The 16,160-nt window shown below is 61.1% G+C and carries 15 protein-coding genes, 4 tRNA genes and 1 riboswitch; of the genes, 11 read left to right on the forward strand and 8 right to left on the reverse strand.

From position 1 onward, the window contains the following. Nucleotides 1–7 precede the first annotated feature (7 nt). The 3 genes from ATI14_RS17635 (at nt 8) to ATI14_RS17645 (ending at nt 2,280) form a co-directional block, all read left to right on the forward strand. Entirely contained in the window at nt 8–577 is a 570-nt protein-coding gene (locus ATI14_RS17635; protein ID WP_016970927.1) for a nucleotidyltransferase family protein, read from the forward strand. A 315-nt stretch (nt 578–892) separates the two neighbouring features. Next, complete coding sequence (tspO, locus tag ATI14_RS17640) at nt 893–1,333, forward strand: tryptophan-rich sensory protein TspO (protein WP_016970928.1); 441 nt, start codon at nt 893–895, stop codon at nt 1,331–1,333. Then, on the forward strand, nt 1,333–2,280 hold the full coding sequence (locus ATI14_RS17645; protein ID WP_016970929.1) for an alpha/beta hydrolase fold domain-containing protein: 948 nt from the start codon (nt 1,333–1,335) through the stop codon (nt 2,278–2,280). Before tspO ends, ATI14_RS17645 begins: the two co-directional genes overlap by 1 nt. Here ATI14_RS17645 and ATI14_RS17650 read toward each other — a convergent pair. From ATI14_RS17650 to ATI14_RS17665, 4 genes are all read right to left on the reverse strand, one after another. Continuing rightward, complete coding sequence (locus ATI14_RS17650) at nt 2,258–2,656, reverse strand: hypothetical protein (RefSeq protein ID WP_016970930.1); 399 nt, start codon at nt 2,654–2,656, stop codon at nt 2,258–2,260. The genes ATI14_RS17645 and ATI14_RS17650 overlap by 23 nt on opposite strands. 226 nt (nt 2,657–2,882) lie before the next feature. Continuing rightward, complete coding sequence (locus ATI14_RS17655) at nt 2,883–3,647, reverse strand: ABC transporter ATP-binding protein (protein ID WP_016970931.1); 765 nt, start codon at nt 3,645–3,647, stop codon at nt 2,883–2,885. Beyond that, complete coding sequence (locus tag ATI14_RS17660; protein WP_016970932.1) at nt 3,644–4,648, reverse strand: FecCD family ABC transporter permease; 1,005 nt, start codon at nt 4,646–4,648, stop codon at nt 3,644–3,646. The genes ATI14_RS17655 and ATI14_RS17660 overlap by 4 nt, the downstream gene beginning before the upstream one ends. Further along, nucleotides 4,645–5,655 (reverse strand): ABC transporter substrate-binding protein, encoded by a 1,011-nt coding sequence (locus ATI14_RS17665; protein WP_016970933.1) that lies wholly within the window; start codon nt 5,653–5,655, stop codon nt 4,645–4,647. The genes ATI14_RS17660 and ATI14_RS17665 overlap by 4 nt, the downstream gene beginning before the upstream one ends. 115 nt (nt 5,656–5,770) lie before the next feature. Next, nucleotides 5,771–5,965: riboswitch (cobalamin riboswitch) on the reverse strand. 83 nt (nt 5,966–6,048) lie between these two features. Here ATI14_RS17665 and ATI14_RS17670 point away from each other — a divergent pair. Further along, nucleotides 6,049–6,678 carry a hypothetical protein gene (locus tag ATI14_RS17670; RefSeq protein WP_016970934.1) on the forward strand — a complete coding sequence of 210 codons (630 nt, stop codon included), beginning with the start codon at nt 6,049–6,051 and terminating at the stop codon, nt 6,676–6,678. Nucleotides 6,679–6,738: 60 nt separating this feature from the next. Here ATI14_RS17670 and ATI14_RS17675 read toward each other — a convergent pair whose 3' ends face one another. Then, complete coding sequence (locus ATI14_RS17675) at nt 6,739–8,121, reverse strand: aldehyde dehydrogenase family protein (protein ID WP_016970935.1); 1,383 nt, start codon at nt 8,119–8,121, stop codon at nt 6,739–6,741. Between the two features lie 104 nt (nt 8,122–8,225). Here ATI14_RS17675 and ptrR point away from each other — a divergent pair, with 104 nt between their 5' ends. Continuing rightward, complete coding sequence (ptrR, locus tag ATI14_RS17680; RefSeq protein ID WP_017256221.1) at nt 8,226–9,098, forward strand: putrescine utilization regulator PtrR; 873 nt, start codon at nt 8,226–8,228, stop codon at nt 9,096–9,098. Nucleotides 9,099–9,219: 121 nt separating this feature from the next. Here the strand turns inward: ptrR and ATI14_RS17685 are convergent, their stop codons facing one another. Further along, on the reverse strand, nt 9,220–9,429 hold the full coding sequence (locus ATI14_RS17685) for a hypothetical protein (protein ID WP_016970937.1): 210 nt from the start codon (nt 9,427–9,429) through the stop codon (nt 9,220–9,222). A 137-nt stretch (nt 9,430–9,566) separates the two neighbouring features. Further along, nucleotides 9,567–10,763 (reverse strand): amino acid aminotransferase, encoded by a 1,197-nt coding sequence (locus tag ATI14_RS17690; RefSeq protein ID WP_016970938.1) that lies wholly within the window; start codon nt 10,761–10,763, stop codon nt 9,567–9,569. Between the two features lie 343 nt (nt 10,764–11,106). Here ATI14_RS17690 and uvrB point away from each other — a divergent pair, with 343 nt between their 5' ends. From uvrB to ATI14_RS17720, 6 genes are all read left to right on the forward strand, one after another. After that, on the forward strand, nt 11,107–13,122 hold the full coding sequence (gene uvrB / locus ATI14_RS17695) for an excinuclease ABC subunit UvrB (protein WP_016970939.1): 2,016 nt from the start codon (nt 11,107–11,109) through the stop codon (nt 13,120–13,122). 189 nt (nt 13,123–13,311) lie between these two features. Next, entirely contained in the window at nt 13,312–14,793 is a 1,482-nt protein-coding gene (gene gltX, locus ATI14_RS17700; RefSeq protein WP_016970940.1) for a glutamate--tRNA ligase, read from the forward strand. A 147-nt stretch (nt 14,794–14,940) separates the two neighbouring features. Then, a tRNA-Ala gene (locus ATI14_RS17705) sits at nt 14,941–15,016 on the forward strand. Between the two features lie 78 nt (nt 15,017–15,094). Beyond that, nucleotides 15,095–15,170 (forward strand) — tRNA-Glu (locus ATI14_RS17710). A gap of 50 nt (nt 15,171–15,220) precedes the next feature. Then, nucleotides 15,221–15,296, forward strand: a tRNA-Ala gene (locus tag ATI14_RS17715). A 79-nt stretch (nt 15,297–15,375) separates the two neighbouring features. Further along, nucleotides 15,376–15,451 (forward strand) — tRNA-Glu (locus ATI14_RS17720). A 93-nt stretch (nt 15,452–15,544) separates the two neighbouring features. Here ATI14_RS17720 and ATI14_RS17725 read toward each other — a convergent pair. After that, nucleotides 15,545–16,105, reverse strand: a complete 561-nt coding sequence (locus tag ATI14_RS17725; RefSeq protein ID WP_016970941.1) for a hypothetical protein — start codon at nt 16,103–16,105, stop codon at nt 15,545–15,547. Nucleotides 16,106–16,160: the final 55 nt, after the last annotated feature.

Raw genomic sequence — 16,160 nt, forward strand, 5'->3', positions numbered from 1 at the left:
CATAAACATGACATTGACCGTCAACACCTTCCTCGACCTGGCCATGGCCAACCCCGTCAACGCCGAAATTACCGCGCGCCTGCCGACTCTTGGTGTGGACCAGTGCATGCTCACGGCGGGTTGTCTGTTTCAGGCGGTGTGGAATCACCAGGCGAATTTGCCTGCTGATCAAGGCGTGAAGGACTATGACGTTTTTTATTTTGACACCGACCTTTCCTACGAGGCGGAAGACAAGGTCATTCGCGCGGCTGAGCATTTATTTCAAGACCTTGGCGTCAATGTAGAAGTGAAGAACCAGGCGCGGGTGCATCTCTGGTATCCCCAGCGTTTTGGCCGGCCCTATCCGCAGTTGCACACGGCTAAACAGGGAGTCGACCGTTACCTGGTGGCGGGAACGTGTATCGGGCTTGAGATAGACACAGGCGAGGTGTATGCGCCGAACGGGCTGGAAGACGTGGCGCAGGGTATTTTGCGGATCAACCCGCTGCACCCGGAGCCTGAGTTGTTTGCCGCCAAGGCCCGAAGTTATCAGGCGCGCTGGCCGTGGCTCAGGATTGTGACACCGCAATCAGTTTAGCGATGCAGGCTTTGTCGGTTGGCAGTGAATGCGCGGTGATCCCTTCGCAGCCTCGCCAAGGCTCGACAGCTCCCACAGGGGATTGGCAGAGCCTGAAAAATCGCTGTTGCCAAGCCGCTGGCGCCGGGCACGTTCTGTCAGGCAATGAAGATCAAAGGTGGGAGCTGGCTTGCCTGCGAAGGCGGCGGCATTGCCGATAAAGAACTCGCCTGACCCACCGCCTTCGCAGCCTTGCTGAAGCTCACAGGTGATTGCAGTGAACTTTTACCGGCGTGTCAGGCGTCCAAGGTTGAAATGACCAACCGAGGACAGTCGATGACCTTCTTTATCTTCCTGCTAGCCTGCGCCGCTGCGGCGAGTACCGGACTGCTCTTCAAGCCGGGTGCCTGGTACGAGGCGCTGGTTAAGCCGGGCTTTACCCCGCCCAATTGGCTGTTCCCGGTCGCGTGGACGATTATCTATCTGTTGCTTGCCTGGGCCGGTTACCGGTTAAGCCTGATACCGGACAGCCAGATCGTGCTGGCGTTATGGGCGGCGCAAATCGCGTTGAATACACTGTGGACGCCGGTGTTCTTCGGCGCGCACCGCATCTTCGCGGCAATGCTGGTGATCACGCTGCTCTGGGTGACCGTGGCGACCATGGTGGTGCTGGCCGTTCGCCTGGATTTGATCACCGGGTTGATTCTGTTTCCGTACCTGGCGTGGCTGAGTGTAGCGGCAGCCTTGAATTTTTCGATTTTGCGCAATAACCGCTGATGGCCCATAGACCTTGGCCTGCCAGCGAGCCCGAGCTGGCGCAGATGCGCGCATTCAACAAAAAACTCGCGTGGATGCCGCGCTTCAGGATCCGTAGTAACCGCATTACGCCGCGTTTGATCCAGGCGCTGCTGCGCGTCAGCCAAAAGGTCAGGAAACCTGTTGCGGCGCAAACCCGATTGATCAGCGCAGGCGGCGTGCAAGTGCCGGTGCGCATCCTGCGCCCGCAAGGCAAACCCAAGGGTGTGGTGCTGGACATCCATGGTGGCGGCTGGGTGATCGGCAACGCGCAGATGGACGATGACCTGAACCTGGGCATGGTGCAGGCCTGCGACGTCGCCGTGGTGTCAGTGGATTATCGGTTGGCAATCGACACGCCGGTTGAGGGGCTGATGGAAGACTGTTTGGCGGCTGCACGCTGGTTGCTGAGTGAGACGGAGTTTGCTGATTTACCGGTGATCGTCGTCGGCGAGTCGGCGGGCGGGCATCTGGCGGCGGCGACCTTGCTGGCGCTCAAGCAATGGCCACAATTGCTCGCGCGGGTTTGCGGGGCGGTGCTGTATTACGGCGTATACGATCTGGCTGGCACTCCCAGCGTGCGCATGGCGAGGCCGGATACGTTGCTGCTGGACGGGCCGGGAATGGTCGCAGCGTTGCAACTGCTGACGCCGGGTTTGAGTGATGAGCAGCGTCGGCAACCGCCGCTGTCACCCTTGTATGGCGACTTCACCGACCTGCCGCCGGCGTTGATGTTCGTGGGCGACCTGGACCCGTTGAAGGATGACACGCTGCTGCTGGCTGAGCGTTGGCCGCAGGCCGAGGCCTATTTGCTGCCGGAGGCAGCCCATGGGTTTATCCATTTTCCGGTGTCGCTGGGCGCCAGTGTATTGGCTTACAACCACCAGTGGATCACTCGGAAAATGCTCACGCCTGCTCTTGATGGCTGACCAACAACGCCTGCCAGGCCAAGCCAAGCTGGACCAGTTTCTCCATCGGGAAAGGGGCAGAAGTGAACCGCAAGGAAATGGGGGTTACGTAAAGGATGCGCAGATGGATTTCGCCAGGCTTTTTGCTTTTTACCAGTGATAGCCGGTTCCAGATGAAGCGGGCAGGTTTCCACTTCACCACGCACCCCGGAGCTGAAGCCGTAAAAAAAGCTGACAACCTGGGGGCGTCTGCGGCCTTTATAAAAAGGTGGAAGTTGCCCGTACTGCCTTGTTCCATAGTCAGGTAAAAGTCTTGCTTTCTGGATTGCAGGAACAGGTGAACGCAGCGCCAGCCGCTTTCATGGCAAACACTGAACAACGCTTTTGCATTGATCATTGTTGAAGTCTTCCGTGACGGGGTTCAGTGAGGTTTAGCTGATGCCGCACAGGTTTGCACGTGTATAGGCTCAATGCCACCGCCTCTGCAGGCAAGCCAGCTCCCACCTTTGATCTTCATCGCGGGTGAGAGAGTGCCCGGCGCGAGGACCCTGCGGACAGTGTTTTTCCAAACACCACCCATCCCGTGTGGGAGCCAGCTCCCACGCGGATTTGCGCTTGATCTGTCAGATAGGGCGCAGCCGCAGAATCTGCGCACCGTCAAATGGGTCTGTCAGGTAATGCGCCTGCACGCCAAACGTGTCGCGCAAGCGCTCAGGCGTCAGCACTTCCAGTGGCTTGCCCAGCGCCACCATGCTGCCGCGGTCCAGCACCGCAAGGCGATCACACGTCAGCGCCTGGTTCAGGTCATGCAAGGCGATCAAGGTGGTTACGGGCAAGCCCTGCACGCCTTTCAAAATCCCCAGTTGATGCTGAATGTCCAGGTGATTGGTCGGCTCATCCAACAGCAGAATCTGCGGCCGTTGTGCCAGTGCACGGGCGATGTGCACGCGTTGGCGTTCGCCGCCGGAGAGGCTGCGCCAGGCGCGCTGGCTCAGGTGAGTGGCGTCCACGTCGTGCAAGGCCTGGCGCACGATGGCGTGGTCTTCGCTCGACCACGGGCTCAGCGCCGACAGCCACGGTGTGCGGCCCAGCGCCACGGCGTCGAACACACGAATGGCGTCGTCGGTGTCGGCCTGCTGTTCCACCACGGCCAGTTGCTGTGCGATGGCTCGGCGGGACAAATCACCCAGGCGCTGGCCGCCCAACAGCACTTCGCCGGAGGCTGGAGTCCGCAGGCCTGCCAGCAGTTTGAGCAGGGTGGATTTGCCGGAGCCGTTCGGCCCGACAATCCCAAGGGTTTCGCCCGTTTCAACCGTCAGGTGAATACCGCGCAGCAACTCGGCGTCACGTACCTTGAAGCCCAGCCCATGGCAACTGAGCACGCTCATCGCGCATTCCTCCGGCCGATGAGTATCAGTGCAAACACCGGCGCGCCGACCAGCGCGGTGACCACGCCGACCGGAATTACCTGGCCCTTGATCAGCGTGCGCGACAGCACATCAGCGGCAATCAGAAACAGCGCGCCGCCCAGGGCGCTGGCCGGCAGCAAGCGTGAATGCCCGGTGCCAAGCAACAGGCGCGCGGCATGGGGAATCACCAGCCCGACAAAGCCGATGGAGCCGACAATCGACACCATCACCGCCGTCACGAGCGCTGCGCATCCCACCAATACCAGCTGCACGCGGCGCACCGGAATGCCCAACGAGGCCGCCGAATCCGTGCCGAAGGTGAACGCATCCAGCGCGCGACGGTGCCACAGGCACACCGCCAAACCGGCGACCGCCACCGGCACCGCCAGCCACACCGACGGCCAGCGCACGCCGCTGAGGTTGCCCAGCAGCCAGAACATGATGCCGCGCGCCTGTTCGGAGCTGGCGGACTTGGTGATCAGGAACGCGGTGAGCGCGTTGAACAGCTGCGAGCCGGCGATACCCGCGAGGATGATCTGCCCGGTACCGCTGTTGGAACCGCTGGCCCGCGCCAGCAGAATCACCAGCGCAAACGCGGCCATGGCGCCGACAAACGCTCCCGCCGATAGCGAAATCAAACCGCCGCCCACGCCGATCAGCGCCACCAACACCGCGCCGGTGGACGCCCCGGCGCTGATGCCCAGCAAGTATGGATCCGCCAACGGGTTGCGCAGCAGCGACTGCAGGATCACCCCGCACGTCGCCAGCCCGGCCCCGCACGCGGCGGCCACCAGAGCGCGGGTCAGGCGGTAGTTCCAGACCACGCCTTCGTCGATCGGGTCAAGCGCATAACCGGCGGCCCACAGCTTGTTGGCCAGCACTTGCAGCACCACCTGCGGCGAGATGGCGGTTTCGCCGATGGCCACGCCAGCCAGCACGGCCGCCAGCAGCAAGGCGAGGGCGAGCAGGGTGCGTATCATTTGGGCAGGTCGTAGCCGTCGATGGCCGTGGCCAGTTGCTCAAGGCCCTCGAACATGCGGATGCTGGCCTGTAACGCGAGGGCGTCGAGAATGATGATGCGGTTGTTTTTCACGGCGTCCATGTTACGGGTCACCGGGTCGCTGCGCAGGAAGGCAAGTTTCTTTTCATGGTCGTCGGCGGGGTAGCGGCGGCGGTCCATGCGCGCGATCACCAGGAAGGTCGGGTTGGCCTTGGCGATGGTTTCCCAGCCGACGGCGGGCCACTCTTCGTCGGATTGCACCACGTTGGACAGGCCGAGGGTTTCCAGCATGAACTCGGGGATGCCCTTATGGCCCGCAACGTAAGGGTCGCTGGCCATTTCGGAACTGGAGAACCACACCAAGGCGCTGGCCTGTTTGAGGCCTTTGCCGTGTGCGGTGGCGACGGATTTGGCCAGGCGTGCCTTGAGTTCGTCGTTCAATTGCTGGCCGCGGTCCTGCACGTCAAAAATCTCGGCAAGCTGGCGGATGCTTTTATAGATGGTTTCGATATGGAACGGCTCAAGGCGCGTGCCGTCGGCGCCGACCAGGTTGTCTTTGCCTTCGCAGTCTGAGGGCAGCAGGTAGGTGGGAATCTTCAGTTCGTGAAATTGCTCGCGGGTGCCGACCACACCTTGTGGGCCGACCACCCATTCCAGCTCGGCGGCCACCAGTTGCGGGCGCTTGGCGATCACGGCTTCAAAGCTGGGCTCGTTGTCGGCCAGGCGTTCGATCTTGTCGTTTTGCGCCTTGAACTGTGGCAGCACGTTGTTGAACCACAGCGACGTGCCGACCACTTTATCGGCCACGCCCAGGGCGTAGAGCATTTCGGTGGCGGCCTGGCCGATGGTCACGCTGCGTGCCGGCGCCTGCTGGAAGGTCACCGCGCTGCCGCAGTTCTGCACGGTGAGCGGGTATTGAGTGGGCGCAGCCTGGGCAAGTGTGCAGAAGCCAACGCCTGCGAGCAGGGCGGTAACGCGTGGCAGCATGGGGCGATCTCCGTGAGAACCGTAAGTGAAACGGGAGAGGTACGGTTCGGAAACACACCCTCGATGGCTGCGTGTGAGGCAGGCGAGGACGTCCTTCCCGGACACCCCGCCGGTCAGTGATAACGCTGGGCCGGCAGGTCTCCTGACTGATGCGTCGTCGCCACGCTCCGGCCTTCCCGAGCAAGGCTCAGTGGCGTTTGGGGAGCAGGCTCGGCACCTACAGTTGCGGGGGCAGTTTCGATTGGCGCGAAGGGTTGCGCTTCGAATTCCCTATTAGTCCCGTTTGGGAACCGGCGCGGTATGGTAGTCGATTAGTGTCAGTGAGGGGAGTTTCTCGAAGGTGGCTTAGTAATATCATCTGCCGCGTTCATGCCCCTTGCTCATGGAGAGCTTATGCAGTTTCGCCATGTTGTTGCGCTGACTCACTTGTCGGCTGTATTGCTGCTTTCGGGCTGTGCCCAGTCCGTGGCACCGCCTGCGCCGGTTGCCCCTGTAAAGCTTGAAGCCCTGGGCCAGCCGCTGGCCTCGAGCCCTGCGCGGGCGGGGTGGATCGACCAGATCATCCAGCAGGACCCGGTGGTGGTTTCATCGCTCAAGCCCGTGTTGAAAGCTCCGGTAAGCAACGATGAGCGCATCGCCCGCTTGCGCAAACAGGATGGCGGAGTATTGCCGGACAGCTACTGGTCGCTCTACAAGCAAAACCTGGAGGCGATGCAATATGACCTGAATCACCAGCACGATGCGGCGCGCGAGCAGTACACGCAGGCCTATCGCGATGAGTTGAGCCGTATGAGTGATTCGACGCTGCAGGCCTTGGCCACCCACCCTCAGGCGGTAGATGCCAATACCCGAAGCCAATTGAATGCGCGGATGAGCGACCGCATGGTGAACTACATTACGACCAGCGAGCAGTCGTTCAAAGGCGCTACCGATGCGCACCTGAACCGTATGGCATTGATGGACCGGCAGTTCGGCGTGTGTGCGCGCAAACCCGATTGCTGGGATGCGCCGGTCAAGAAGTGACGTGAGCCTGTGACACATGGCGAGGGAGAGCTTCCCTCGCCACGCAAGGCCTGTTTGAGGTTATTTGCGATCCAGCCATACCGTCTGCGCATTGCAGAATTCCCGCACGCCGAAGTGCGACAATTCCCGCCCGAAACCACTCTTTTTCACACCTCCAAACGCTACACGAGGGTCGGACACGCTAAAGGCGTTGACGAAGATCCCGCCGGTTTCCAGTTGGTCTGCAATGTCACGTGCCTTCGCCGCATCGGCAGTGAAGATGCTGGCGGTCAGGCCGAATTCGCTGTCGTTGGCCAGTGCCACGGCGTGGTCGGCGTCGCGGGCGACGATGATCGAGGCGACCGGGCCGAACAGTTCCTGTTTGAACGACGTCATCTGGTCGGTGACGCCTGCCAGTACGGTGGGCTCGTAGTAGTTGCCGGCGCCGGGAACCTTGTTGCCGCCCAGCAGCAGGGTCGCGCCTTCTTTCAGGGTGGCCTGGACCTGGCCATGCAGCTCGTCACGCAGGTCGAAGCGCGCCATCGGGCCGACGTAGGTGTCTGTCGAGGTCGGGTCGCCCATCACCAGGGCACGGCTGGCTTCGAGGAATTTGGCGGTGAAGGCTTCGGCCACGCCGGCTTCGATGATCAGGCGTTTGGCGGCGGCGCAGACCTGGCCGCTGTTCTGGAAACGGCCGATCAGGGCGGCTTGGACAGCGGCGTCGAGGTCGGCGTCGTTGAGCACGATGAACGGGTCGGAGCCGCCCAGTTCCAGCACGCATTTTTTCAGCGCGGCACCGGCCTGGGAGCCAATGGCGATACCGGCGCGCACGCTGCCGGTGAGGGTGACGGCGGCAATGCGGGGGTCGTCGATGGCTTTGGACACTCCGTCAGTGGTCACATTGATCACTTCAAAGATGCCTTCGGCAAAGCCGGCTTTCTGAAACGCTTGCTGGATCAGGTAGGCGCTGCCCATCACGTTCGGGGCGTGTTTGAGCACGTAGGTATTGCCGGCGAGCAGGGTTGGCACGGCGCCACGCAACACTTGCCAGACCGGGAAGTTCCACGGCATCACGGCAAGGATCGGGCCCAGCGGGCGATATTCGATGTGGGCGCTGCCGTTATCGACCAACGTCGGCTCCGGGGCGAGCATGGCCGGGCCGTGGGTGGCGTACCACTCGCTGAGCAAGGCGCATTTTTCGATTTCGGCGCGGGCCTGGGCGATGGGTTTGCCCATTTCCAGGGTGATCATTTGCGCCATGTCTTCAGCTTGTTCACGCAGGGCGGTGGCCAGGGCCAGCAACCGTTCTGCGCGTTGGCTCACCGGCTGGCGGCGCCAGGTGCGGAAGGCGCCAGTGGCACGGTTGAGGGTGGCGTCCAGCTGCAAATCGGTTTCGTACGGGTAGCTGCCGACGGTTTCGCCATTGGCCGGGTTGATCGAGAGGGCGTGGGTAGTCGCGTTCATGACACCGTCCTGCTGAGTGATTTAAGTTGCGTTCAGCGTACGGGGCTATCTCTTTTCTGGAAACTGAATAATATTAAGCAATACGTTCACGATTGGAGAATGATTTGGACCTGGTGCAACTGGAAATTTTCAAGGCCGTTGCCGAGCAAGGCAGCATCAGCGCCGCCGCGCAGTTGATTCATCGCGTGCCGTCGAACCTGACCACGCGCATCAAGCAACTGGAGCAGGACCTTGGCGTGGAATTGTTCATCCGCGAGAAGAGCCGCCTGCGTCTGTCTCCGGCCGGGTGGAATTTCCTCGGCTATGCGCGGCGCATTCTCGACCTGGTACAGGAAGCCCGCGCCACGGTGGCGGGGGAGGAACCCCAGGGCGCCTTTGCACTGGGCTCGCTGGAGAGCACGGCGGCGGTGCGCATCCCGGCGCTGCTGGCGGCGTATAACCAGAAGCACACCAAGGTCGAGCTGGACTTGAGCACCGGACCGTCCGGCACGATGATCGAGGGCGTGTTGTCGGGGCGGCTGACGGCGGCGTTCGTTGACGGGCCGTTGTTGCACGCCACACTGGAAGGGGTCGCGGTGTTTGAAGAGGAGATGGTGGTGATTGCGCCTCTGCATCACGCACCCATTACTCGGGGCCAGGATGTGAACGGGGAGAGCATCTACACCTTTCGCTCCAACTGTTCATACCGCCACCACCTGGAACGCTGGTTTTCACAGGATGGCGCGGTGCCGGGCAAGATCTTCGAGATCGAGTCCTACCACGGCATGCTCGCCTGCGTCAGCGCCGGGGCCGGGCTGGCGCTGATGCCGCGCAGCATGCTGGAAAGCATGCCGGGGTACGCGGCGGTGAGTGTATGGCCGCTGACGGACAACTTCCGCATTCTGCATACCTGGCTGATCTGGCGCCGGGGCACGGTGTCGCAGAGTTTGAACAGTTTTGTAAAGTTACTGGAAGACCGTGGTCTCGTAGCTGCTTAGATCCAATGTGGGAGCTGGCTTGTGTGGGAGCTGGCTTGCCTGCGATTGCATCACTGCGGTGTGACTGACACGCTGAGGTGTCTGTATCGCAGGCAAGCCAGCTCCCACAGATTGACCGGTGTCAGCCGCCGAACTGGAAGGTGCCCATCGCCAGTTTGGCCATGATGGCCGTCGCGCCCAATTGCACCAGCCACAGTGCCAGACCGCCGAGAAAAACACCGAGTGCCACTTGCAGCACCAGGCTCTTCTGGCGCTTGGCTTGCGGGGCGCGTGGGGTGTAGTCATGCAGCTCGTCGCGGTCGGCGCGCAGGTCCAGGTCGTCGTTTCTCATAGGGCTCTCACAGCAAAGGGGCAGTCGGGTTCAGTCTAGGGCTTGGGCGCTCTGCGCTGCGATATTTTTTTGCGGCCCGCTCGCCACAATAAAAAAGGGGAAGCCATCGGCTTCCCCTTTTTTACATCAGCTCAGGCTTACAACACCTTAACAATCGCCTCAGTCACGGCACCGATGTTCGACTGGTTCAGTGCGGCTACGCAGATACGCCCGGTGTCCAGCGCGTAGATGCCGAACTCGGAACGCAGGCGGGTGACTTGTTCAACGGTCAGGCCGGAGTAGGAGAACATCCCGCGCTGGCGACCGACGAAGCTGAAGTCCTGACCCGGAGCGGCCTTGGCCAGGGTGGCGACCATCTGCTCGCGCATGCCACGGATGCGCAGGCGCATTTCGGCCAGTTCGGCTTCCCACTGGGCGCGCAGCTCAGGGTTGTTCAGCACTGCCGCCACAATCGCGGCGCCGTGGGTTGGCGGGTTGGAGTAGTTGGTGCGGATCACGCGCTTGACCTGGGACAGGATGCGCGCGCTTTCTTCCCTGGATTCGCCGACGATGGACAGGGCGCCCACACGTTCGCCGTACAGGGAGAACGACTTGGAGAACGAGCTGGACACAAAGAAGGTCAGCCCCGACTCGGCGAACAGGCGCACGGCCGCGGCGTCTTCGTGGATGCCGTCGCCAAAGCCCTGGTACGCCATGTCGAGGAACGGGATCAGGTTCCTGGCCTTGACCACGTCCAGCACGTTCTGCCAGTCGGCCGGGCTCAGGTCGACGCCGGTCGGGTTGTGGCAGCAGGCGTGCAGCACCACGATCGACTGTGGCGGCAGGGCGTTGAGGTCTTCAAGCAGGCCGGCACGGTTCACATCGTGGGTGGCGGCGTCGTAGTAGCGGTAGTTCTGCACCGGGAAACCGGCGGTTTCGAACAGCGCGCGGTGGTTTTCCCAGCTTGGATCGCTGATGGCGACGACCGCGTTCGGCACCAGTTGCTTGAGGAAGTCGGCGCCGATTTTCAGCGCACCGGTGCCGCCGACCGCTTGCACGGTGGTGACGCGGCCGGCTGCCAGCAGCGGCGACTCGGCGCCGAACAGCAGGGTTTGCACGGCTTTGTCATAGGCTGCAATACCGTCGATCGGCAAGTAGCCACGGGCGGCGTGTTGCGCTACGCGAATGGCTTCCGCTTCGGCAACGGCACGCAAGAGTGGAATCTTCCCCTCCTCGTTGCAATAAACGCCCACGCCAAGGTTGACCTTGGTGGTTCGGGTGTCGGCGTTGAATGCTTCGTTGAGGCCCAGGATTGGATCGCGTGGTGCCATTTCGACAGCGGAGAACAGGCTCATTTTTGCGGCAGCTCTATGGGGGGTAGGAGGGACGTGTCGCGCTCCAGCCGAATGCACTAGAGCGGTGCACAAACGGGGAGCTAGTATAGAGGCCATCCACGCCGAGGGCGACCACAGAAACGGCTTTTCGGCCAAGTTTTTCGGTTTATTTGCCGACCGTTAGTCTTATTGCAATGTTGATCCGGCAGCGCCTGTCGGACGATTGCCTTGAAACCCGTCACATTCGGCACCACTTCTACAGCTATCATGGTTTTTTCCTGCAGCCTGCGAAGACAATTCGCGGGTTGCTGAGCTATTTCGTCCCTGGCGGTTTCGAGTCTGGGGTGACTTCACGAGGTACGTTATGTCGGATTTCCAGCTCGTCACCCGTTTTGAACCCGCCGGCGATCAGCCGCAAGCCATTCGCCAAATGGTCGAAGGCATCGAGGCCGGCCTGGCCCACCAGACGCTGCTCGGGGTGACCGGTTCAGGCAAGACCTTCAGCATTGCCAACGTGATCGCACAGATCAACCGCCCGACCCTGGTGCTGGCCCCGAACAAAACCCTGGCTGCGCAGCTGTATGGCGAATTCAAGGCGTTCTTCCCGAACAACGCGGTGGAGTACTTCGTTTCCTACTACGACTACTACCAGCCCGAAGCCTATGTGCCGTCCTCCGACACCTTTATCGAGAAGGATGCGTCGATCAACGACCACATCGAGCAGATGCGGCTGTCGGCGACCAAGGCGCTGCTGGAGCGCAAGGACGCGATCATCGTGACCACAGTGTCGTGCATCTACGGCCTGGGCAGCCCGGAAACCTATTTGAAGATGGTGTTGCACGTCGACCGGGGCGACAAACTCGACCAGCGCGAACTGTTGCGTCGCCTGGCGAGCCTGCAATACACCCGCAACGACATGGACTTTGCCCGCGCCACCTTCCGGGTGCGCGGCGACGTGATCGACATCTACCCGGCGGAATCCGACCTGGAAGCGATCCGCATTGAGCTGTTTGACGATGAGGTCGAAAGCCTCTCGGCCTTCGATCCGTTGACCGGCGAGGTGATCCGCAAGCTGCCGCGCTTCACCTTCTATCCGAAAAGCCACTACGTGACCCCGCGCGAGACCCTGATGGGCGCCATTGACGGCATCAAGGTCGAGCTGGCCGAGCGCCTGGAATACCTGCGCTCCAACAACAAGCTGGTGGAAGCCCAGCGCCTGGAACAGCGCACGCGGTTTGATTTGGAGATGATTCTTGAACTGGGCTACTGCAACGGCATCGAGAACTACTCGCGCTATCTCTCGGGGCGTGAAGCCGGCGCTGCACCGCCGACCCTCTATGACTACCTGCCGCCTGATGCGCTGCTGGTGATCGACGAGTCCCACGTCAGCGTGCCGCAGGTGGGCGCCATGTATAAGGGTGACCGTTCGCGTAAGGAGACCCTGGTGGAATACGGTTTCCGCCTGCCTTCGGCGCTGGACAACCGGCCGATGCGTTTCGACGAGTGGGAAGCCATCAGCCCGCAGACCATCTTTGTGTCGGCAACGCCCGGCAACTATGAGGCTGAGCATGCGGGCCGTGTGATCGAGCAACTGGTGCGCCCGACCGGGCTGGTCGATCCGGAAATCGAAATCCGCCCGGCGTTGACCCAGGTGGACGACCTGCTTTCGGAAATCACCAAGCGCGTAGCGCTGGAGGAGCGGGTGCTGGTAACCACGCTGACCAAGCGCATGTCCGAAGACTTGACCGACTACCTGGCCGACCACGGCGTGCGCGTGCGCTACCTGCACTCGGACATCGACACCGTGGAACGCGTAGAGATCATCCGCGACCTGCGCCTGGGCACCTTTGACGTGTTGGTGGGCATCAACCTGCTGCGTGAAGGCCTGGACATGCCGGAGGTGTCGCTGGTGGCGATTCTCGATGCGGACAAAGAGGGCTTCCTGCGTTCCGAGCGCTCGTTGATCCAGACCATCGGCCGGGCGGCGCGTAACCTCAATGGCCGCGCCATTCTTTACGCGGACCGCATCACCGGCTCCATGGAGCGCGCGATCGGTGAGACGCAGCGTCGTCGCGACAAGCAGATCGCCTTCAACCTGGAAAACGGCATCACCCCCAAAGGCGTGTTCAAGGACGTCGCCGACATCATGGAAGGCGCCACCGTGCCCGGCTCGCGCAGCAAGAAGCGCAAGGGCATGGCCAAGGCGGCCGAGGAAAGCGCCAAGTACGAGAACGAACTGCGCTCGCCGAGTGAGATCACCAAGCGGATTCGTCAGCTGGAAGAGAAGATGTACCAGTTGGCGCGGGACCTGGAGTTTGAAGCCGCGGCGCAGACGCGGGACGAGATCGGCAAGTTGCGCGAGCGGTTGCTGGCTGTTTGATTTTCACTGGCTGGGCTGGCCTCATCGCGGGCAAGCCCGGCTCCCACATGTTGATCTGTGAATGCAGTCGGGTGTGGGAGCTGGCTTGCCTGCGATAGGGTCAGCTCGGTCTGCCAGAACCCCCCGCGCTGGTGTTACCATTCGCCCCTTGTTTCAATTTTCAGTTTTATCGCCCATTCGAGACCTGCCATGACCACCGTCCGCACGCGCATTGCGCCTTCGCCTACTGGCGATCCCCATGTCGGCACTGCCTACATCGCCTTGTTCAACTACTGCTTTGCCAAGCAGCACGGCGGTGAATTCATCCTGCGGATCGAGGACACCGATCAACTGCGTTCCACCCGTGAGTCGGAGCAGCAGATTTTCGATGCCCTGCGCTGGTTGGGCATTACCTGGGCGGAGGGCCCGGACGTTGGTGGCCCGCACGGCCCGTATCGCCAGAGCGAGCGCAGCGACATCTACAAGCAGTACACCCAGCAGCTGGTCGACATGGGGCACGCGTTCCCGTGCTTCTGCACCGCCGAAGAACTGGACCAGATGCGCGCCGAGCAACAGGCCCGTGGCGAAACCCCGCGCTACGACGGCCGTGCGCTGCTGCTGTCCAAAGAGGAGGTGGCCGCACGCCTGGCCGCCGGTGAACCCCATGTGATCCGCATGAAGGTGCCGAGCGAAGGCGTGTGCGTGGTGCCGGACATGCTGCGCGGTGACGTCGAGATCCCGTGGGACCGCATGGACATGCAGGTGCTGATGAAGACCGACGGCCTGCCGACGTACTTCCTCGCCAACGTGGTCGACGACCACCTGATGGGCATCACCCACGTGCTGCGCGGCGAAGAGTGGTTGCCATCGGCGCCGAAACTCATCCTGCTGTACGAGTACTTCGGCTGGGAACAGCCGCAGCTGTGCTACATGCCGCTGCTGCGTAACCCGGACAAGAGCAAACTGTCCAAGCGCAAGAACCCGACCTCGGTGACCTTCTACGAGCGCATGGGCTTCATGCCTGAAGCGATGCTCAACTACCTGGGCCGCATGGGCTGGTCGATGCCGGACGAGCGCGAGAAGTTCTCGCTGCAGGAAATGGTCGATAACTTTGATTTGTCCCGCGTATCGCTGGGTGGGCCGATTTTCGACATCGAAAAACTGTCGTGGCTTAACGGCCAGTGGCTGCGTGACCTGCCGGTGGAAGAGTTCGCCAGCCGTGTGCAGCAGTGGGCGTTGAACCCTGAGTACATGATGAAGATCGCGCCGCTGGTGCAGGGCAGGGTGGAGACGTTCAGTCAGGTCGCGCCATTGGCGAGTTTCTTCTTTGCCGGGGGCGTGAACCCGGATGCCAGGCTGTTCGAGTCCAAGAAGCTCTCGGGCGACCAGGTGCGCCAGTTGATGCAGTTGATCCTGTGGAAGCTCGAAAGCCTGCGCCAGTGGGAGAAGGACGCGATCACCGCGACGATCCAGGCGGTGGTGGAATCCCTGGAGTTGAAATTGCGCGATGCCATGCCGCTGATGTTTGCCGCGATCACCGGGCAGGCGAGTTCGGTGTCGGTGCTTGATGCAATGGAAATCCTGGGGCCGGACCTGACGCGTTTCCGTCTGCGCCAAGCCCTTGATTTGCTTGGAGGTGTGTCCAAGAAAGAAAACAAAGAGTGGGAAAAGCTGTTGGGCGCGATCGCCTGAGCAAGCCGTTGAAACGGCGAAACCCCGGTTTTCCGGGGTTTCGCCGGTAAGTGATTGTTATCCCGGCAAAAAATTTTGAAAATTGTTGAAAATAAATTTGACACGTTTCCAAACCGCCATTAAGATTCGCCCCGTCCTCACCGATGAGGGGCTATAGCTCAGCTGGGAGAGCGCTTGCATGGCATGCAAGAGGTCAACGGTTCGATCCCGTTTAGCTCCACCAATTTACAGGTTCAAGGTCTGGCCACACCGGCTTTGAATCGATCAGTTCTCAGCGCTGATCAGTTGTACAGAAGGTTTTGTCCCCTTCGTCTAGTGGCCTAGGACACCGCCCTTTCACGGCGGTAACAGGGGTTCGAGTCCCCTAGGGGACGCCAGTTTCAACAAGCAGCTCGAAAGGTCTGCTGCGTCGCGAGACGAAAAATCCGGGGCTATAGCTCAGCTGGGAGAGCGCTTGCATGGCATGCAAGAGGTCAACGGTTCGATCCCGTTTAGCTCCACCAATTTACAGGTTCAAGGTCTGGCCACACCGTCCTTGAATCGATCAGTTCTCAGCGCTGATCAGTTGTATAGAAGGTTTGTGTCCCCTTCGTCTAGTGGCCTAGGACACCGCCCTTTCACGGCGGTAACAGGGGTTCGAGTCCCCTAGGGGACGCCACGATTACCCGCTCTGCGGGATTTTTAAGGGTCATTCAATTATTGAATGGCCCTTTTGTTTGTCTGGCGTTTGGGTTTTTGCCCCCGAAGCACCTCAAGGCATTCTTCTAACCACGTCGGCAGTGCGCAAGGATTTGTTGATGCGTGCCAGCTCCTGCGCAGGACTGACTTGCGGACCCTGGTTCTGCGCATTGACCAGTGCCACATTCCACAACTCCACGCGGATGCCCGGCAGGCGTGAAAGCGCCCGTAAACAGGCCTGATCCTGTGGGTCATTCGGGTGATAGATGTTGGCGGTTTCGATCACCAGCGTCGTGTTCGGAAAGCGAACCTGAATTTCTTCCATGTATTGTTTGAACAGTACGCAGCATTGGCGGCAGGGTGAGTTGTTGATACTGATCACAATCTCCTGATAGCCCGCATCGAAGACCCACTCATTGGCGCGCAAGGCCTGCAGGAAGTTGGCTTCGGCGTGTCCGTCACTGTCATTGAAGAATTTGCCGAACGGTTGATTGCCAACACCTTCGGCTTCAATCTTCGCTATCAGCACCGTGCGAAAGCCGCTGATGAAGTTGGCCGTGTATTCATTATCAAAGATGTAAGGCGCCTCGCCGGCTACCCATGAGCAGTTCTCGTTTTGCTGCGTCCAGGCCATGGTGTTCTCCGCGCAGTCGTGCAGTCATTGCATCGAAAACGGTTGATGCGCGGTT

Source organism: Pseudomonas tolaasii NCPPB 2192, assembly GCF_002813445.1.
GTDB lineage: Bacteria > Pseudomonadota > Gammaproteobacteria > Pseudomonadales > Pseudomonadaceae > Aquipseudomonas > Aquipseudomonas tolaasii.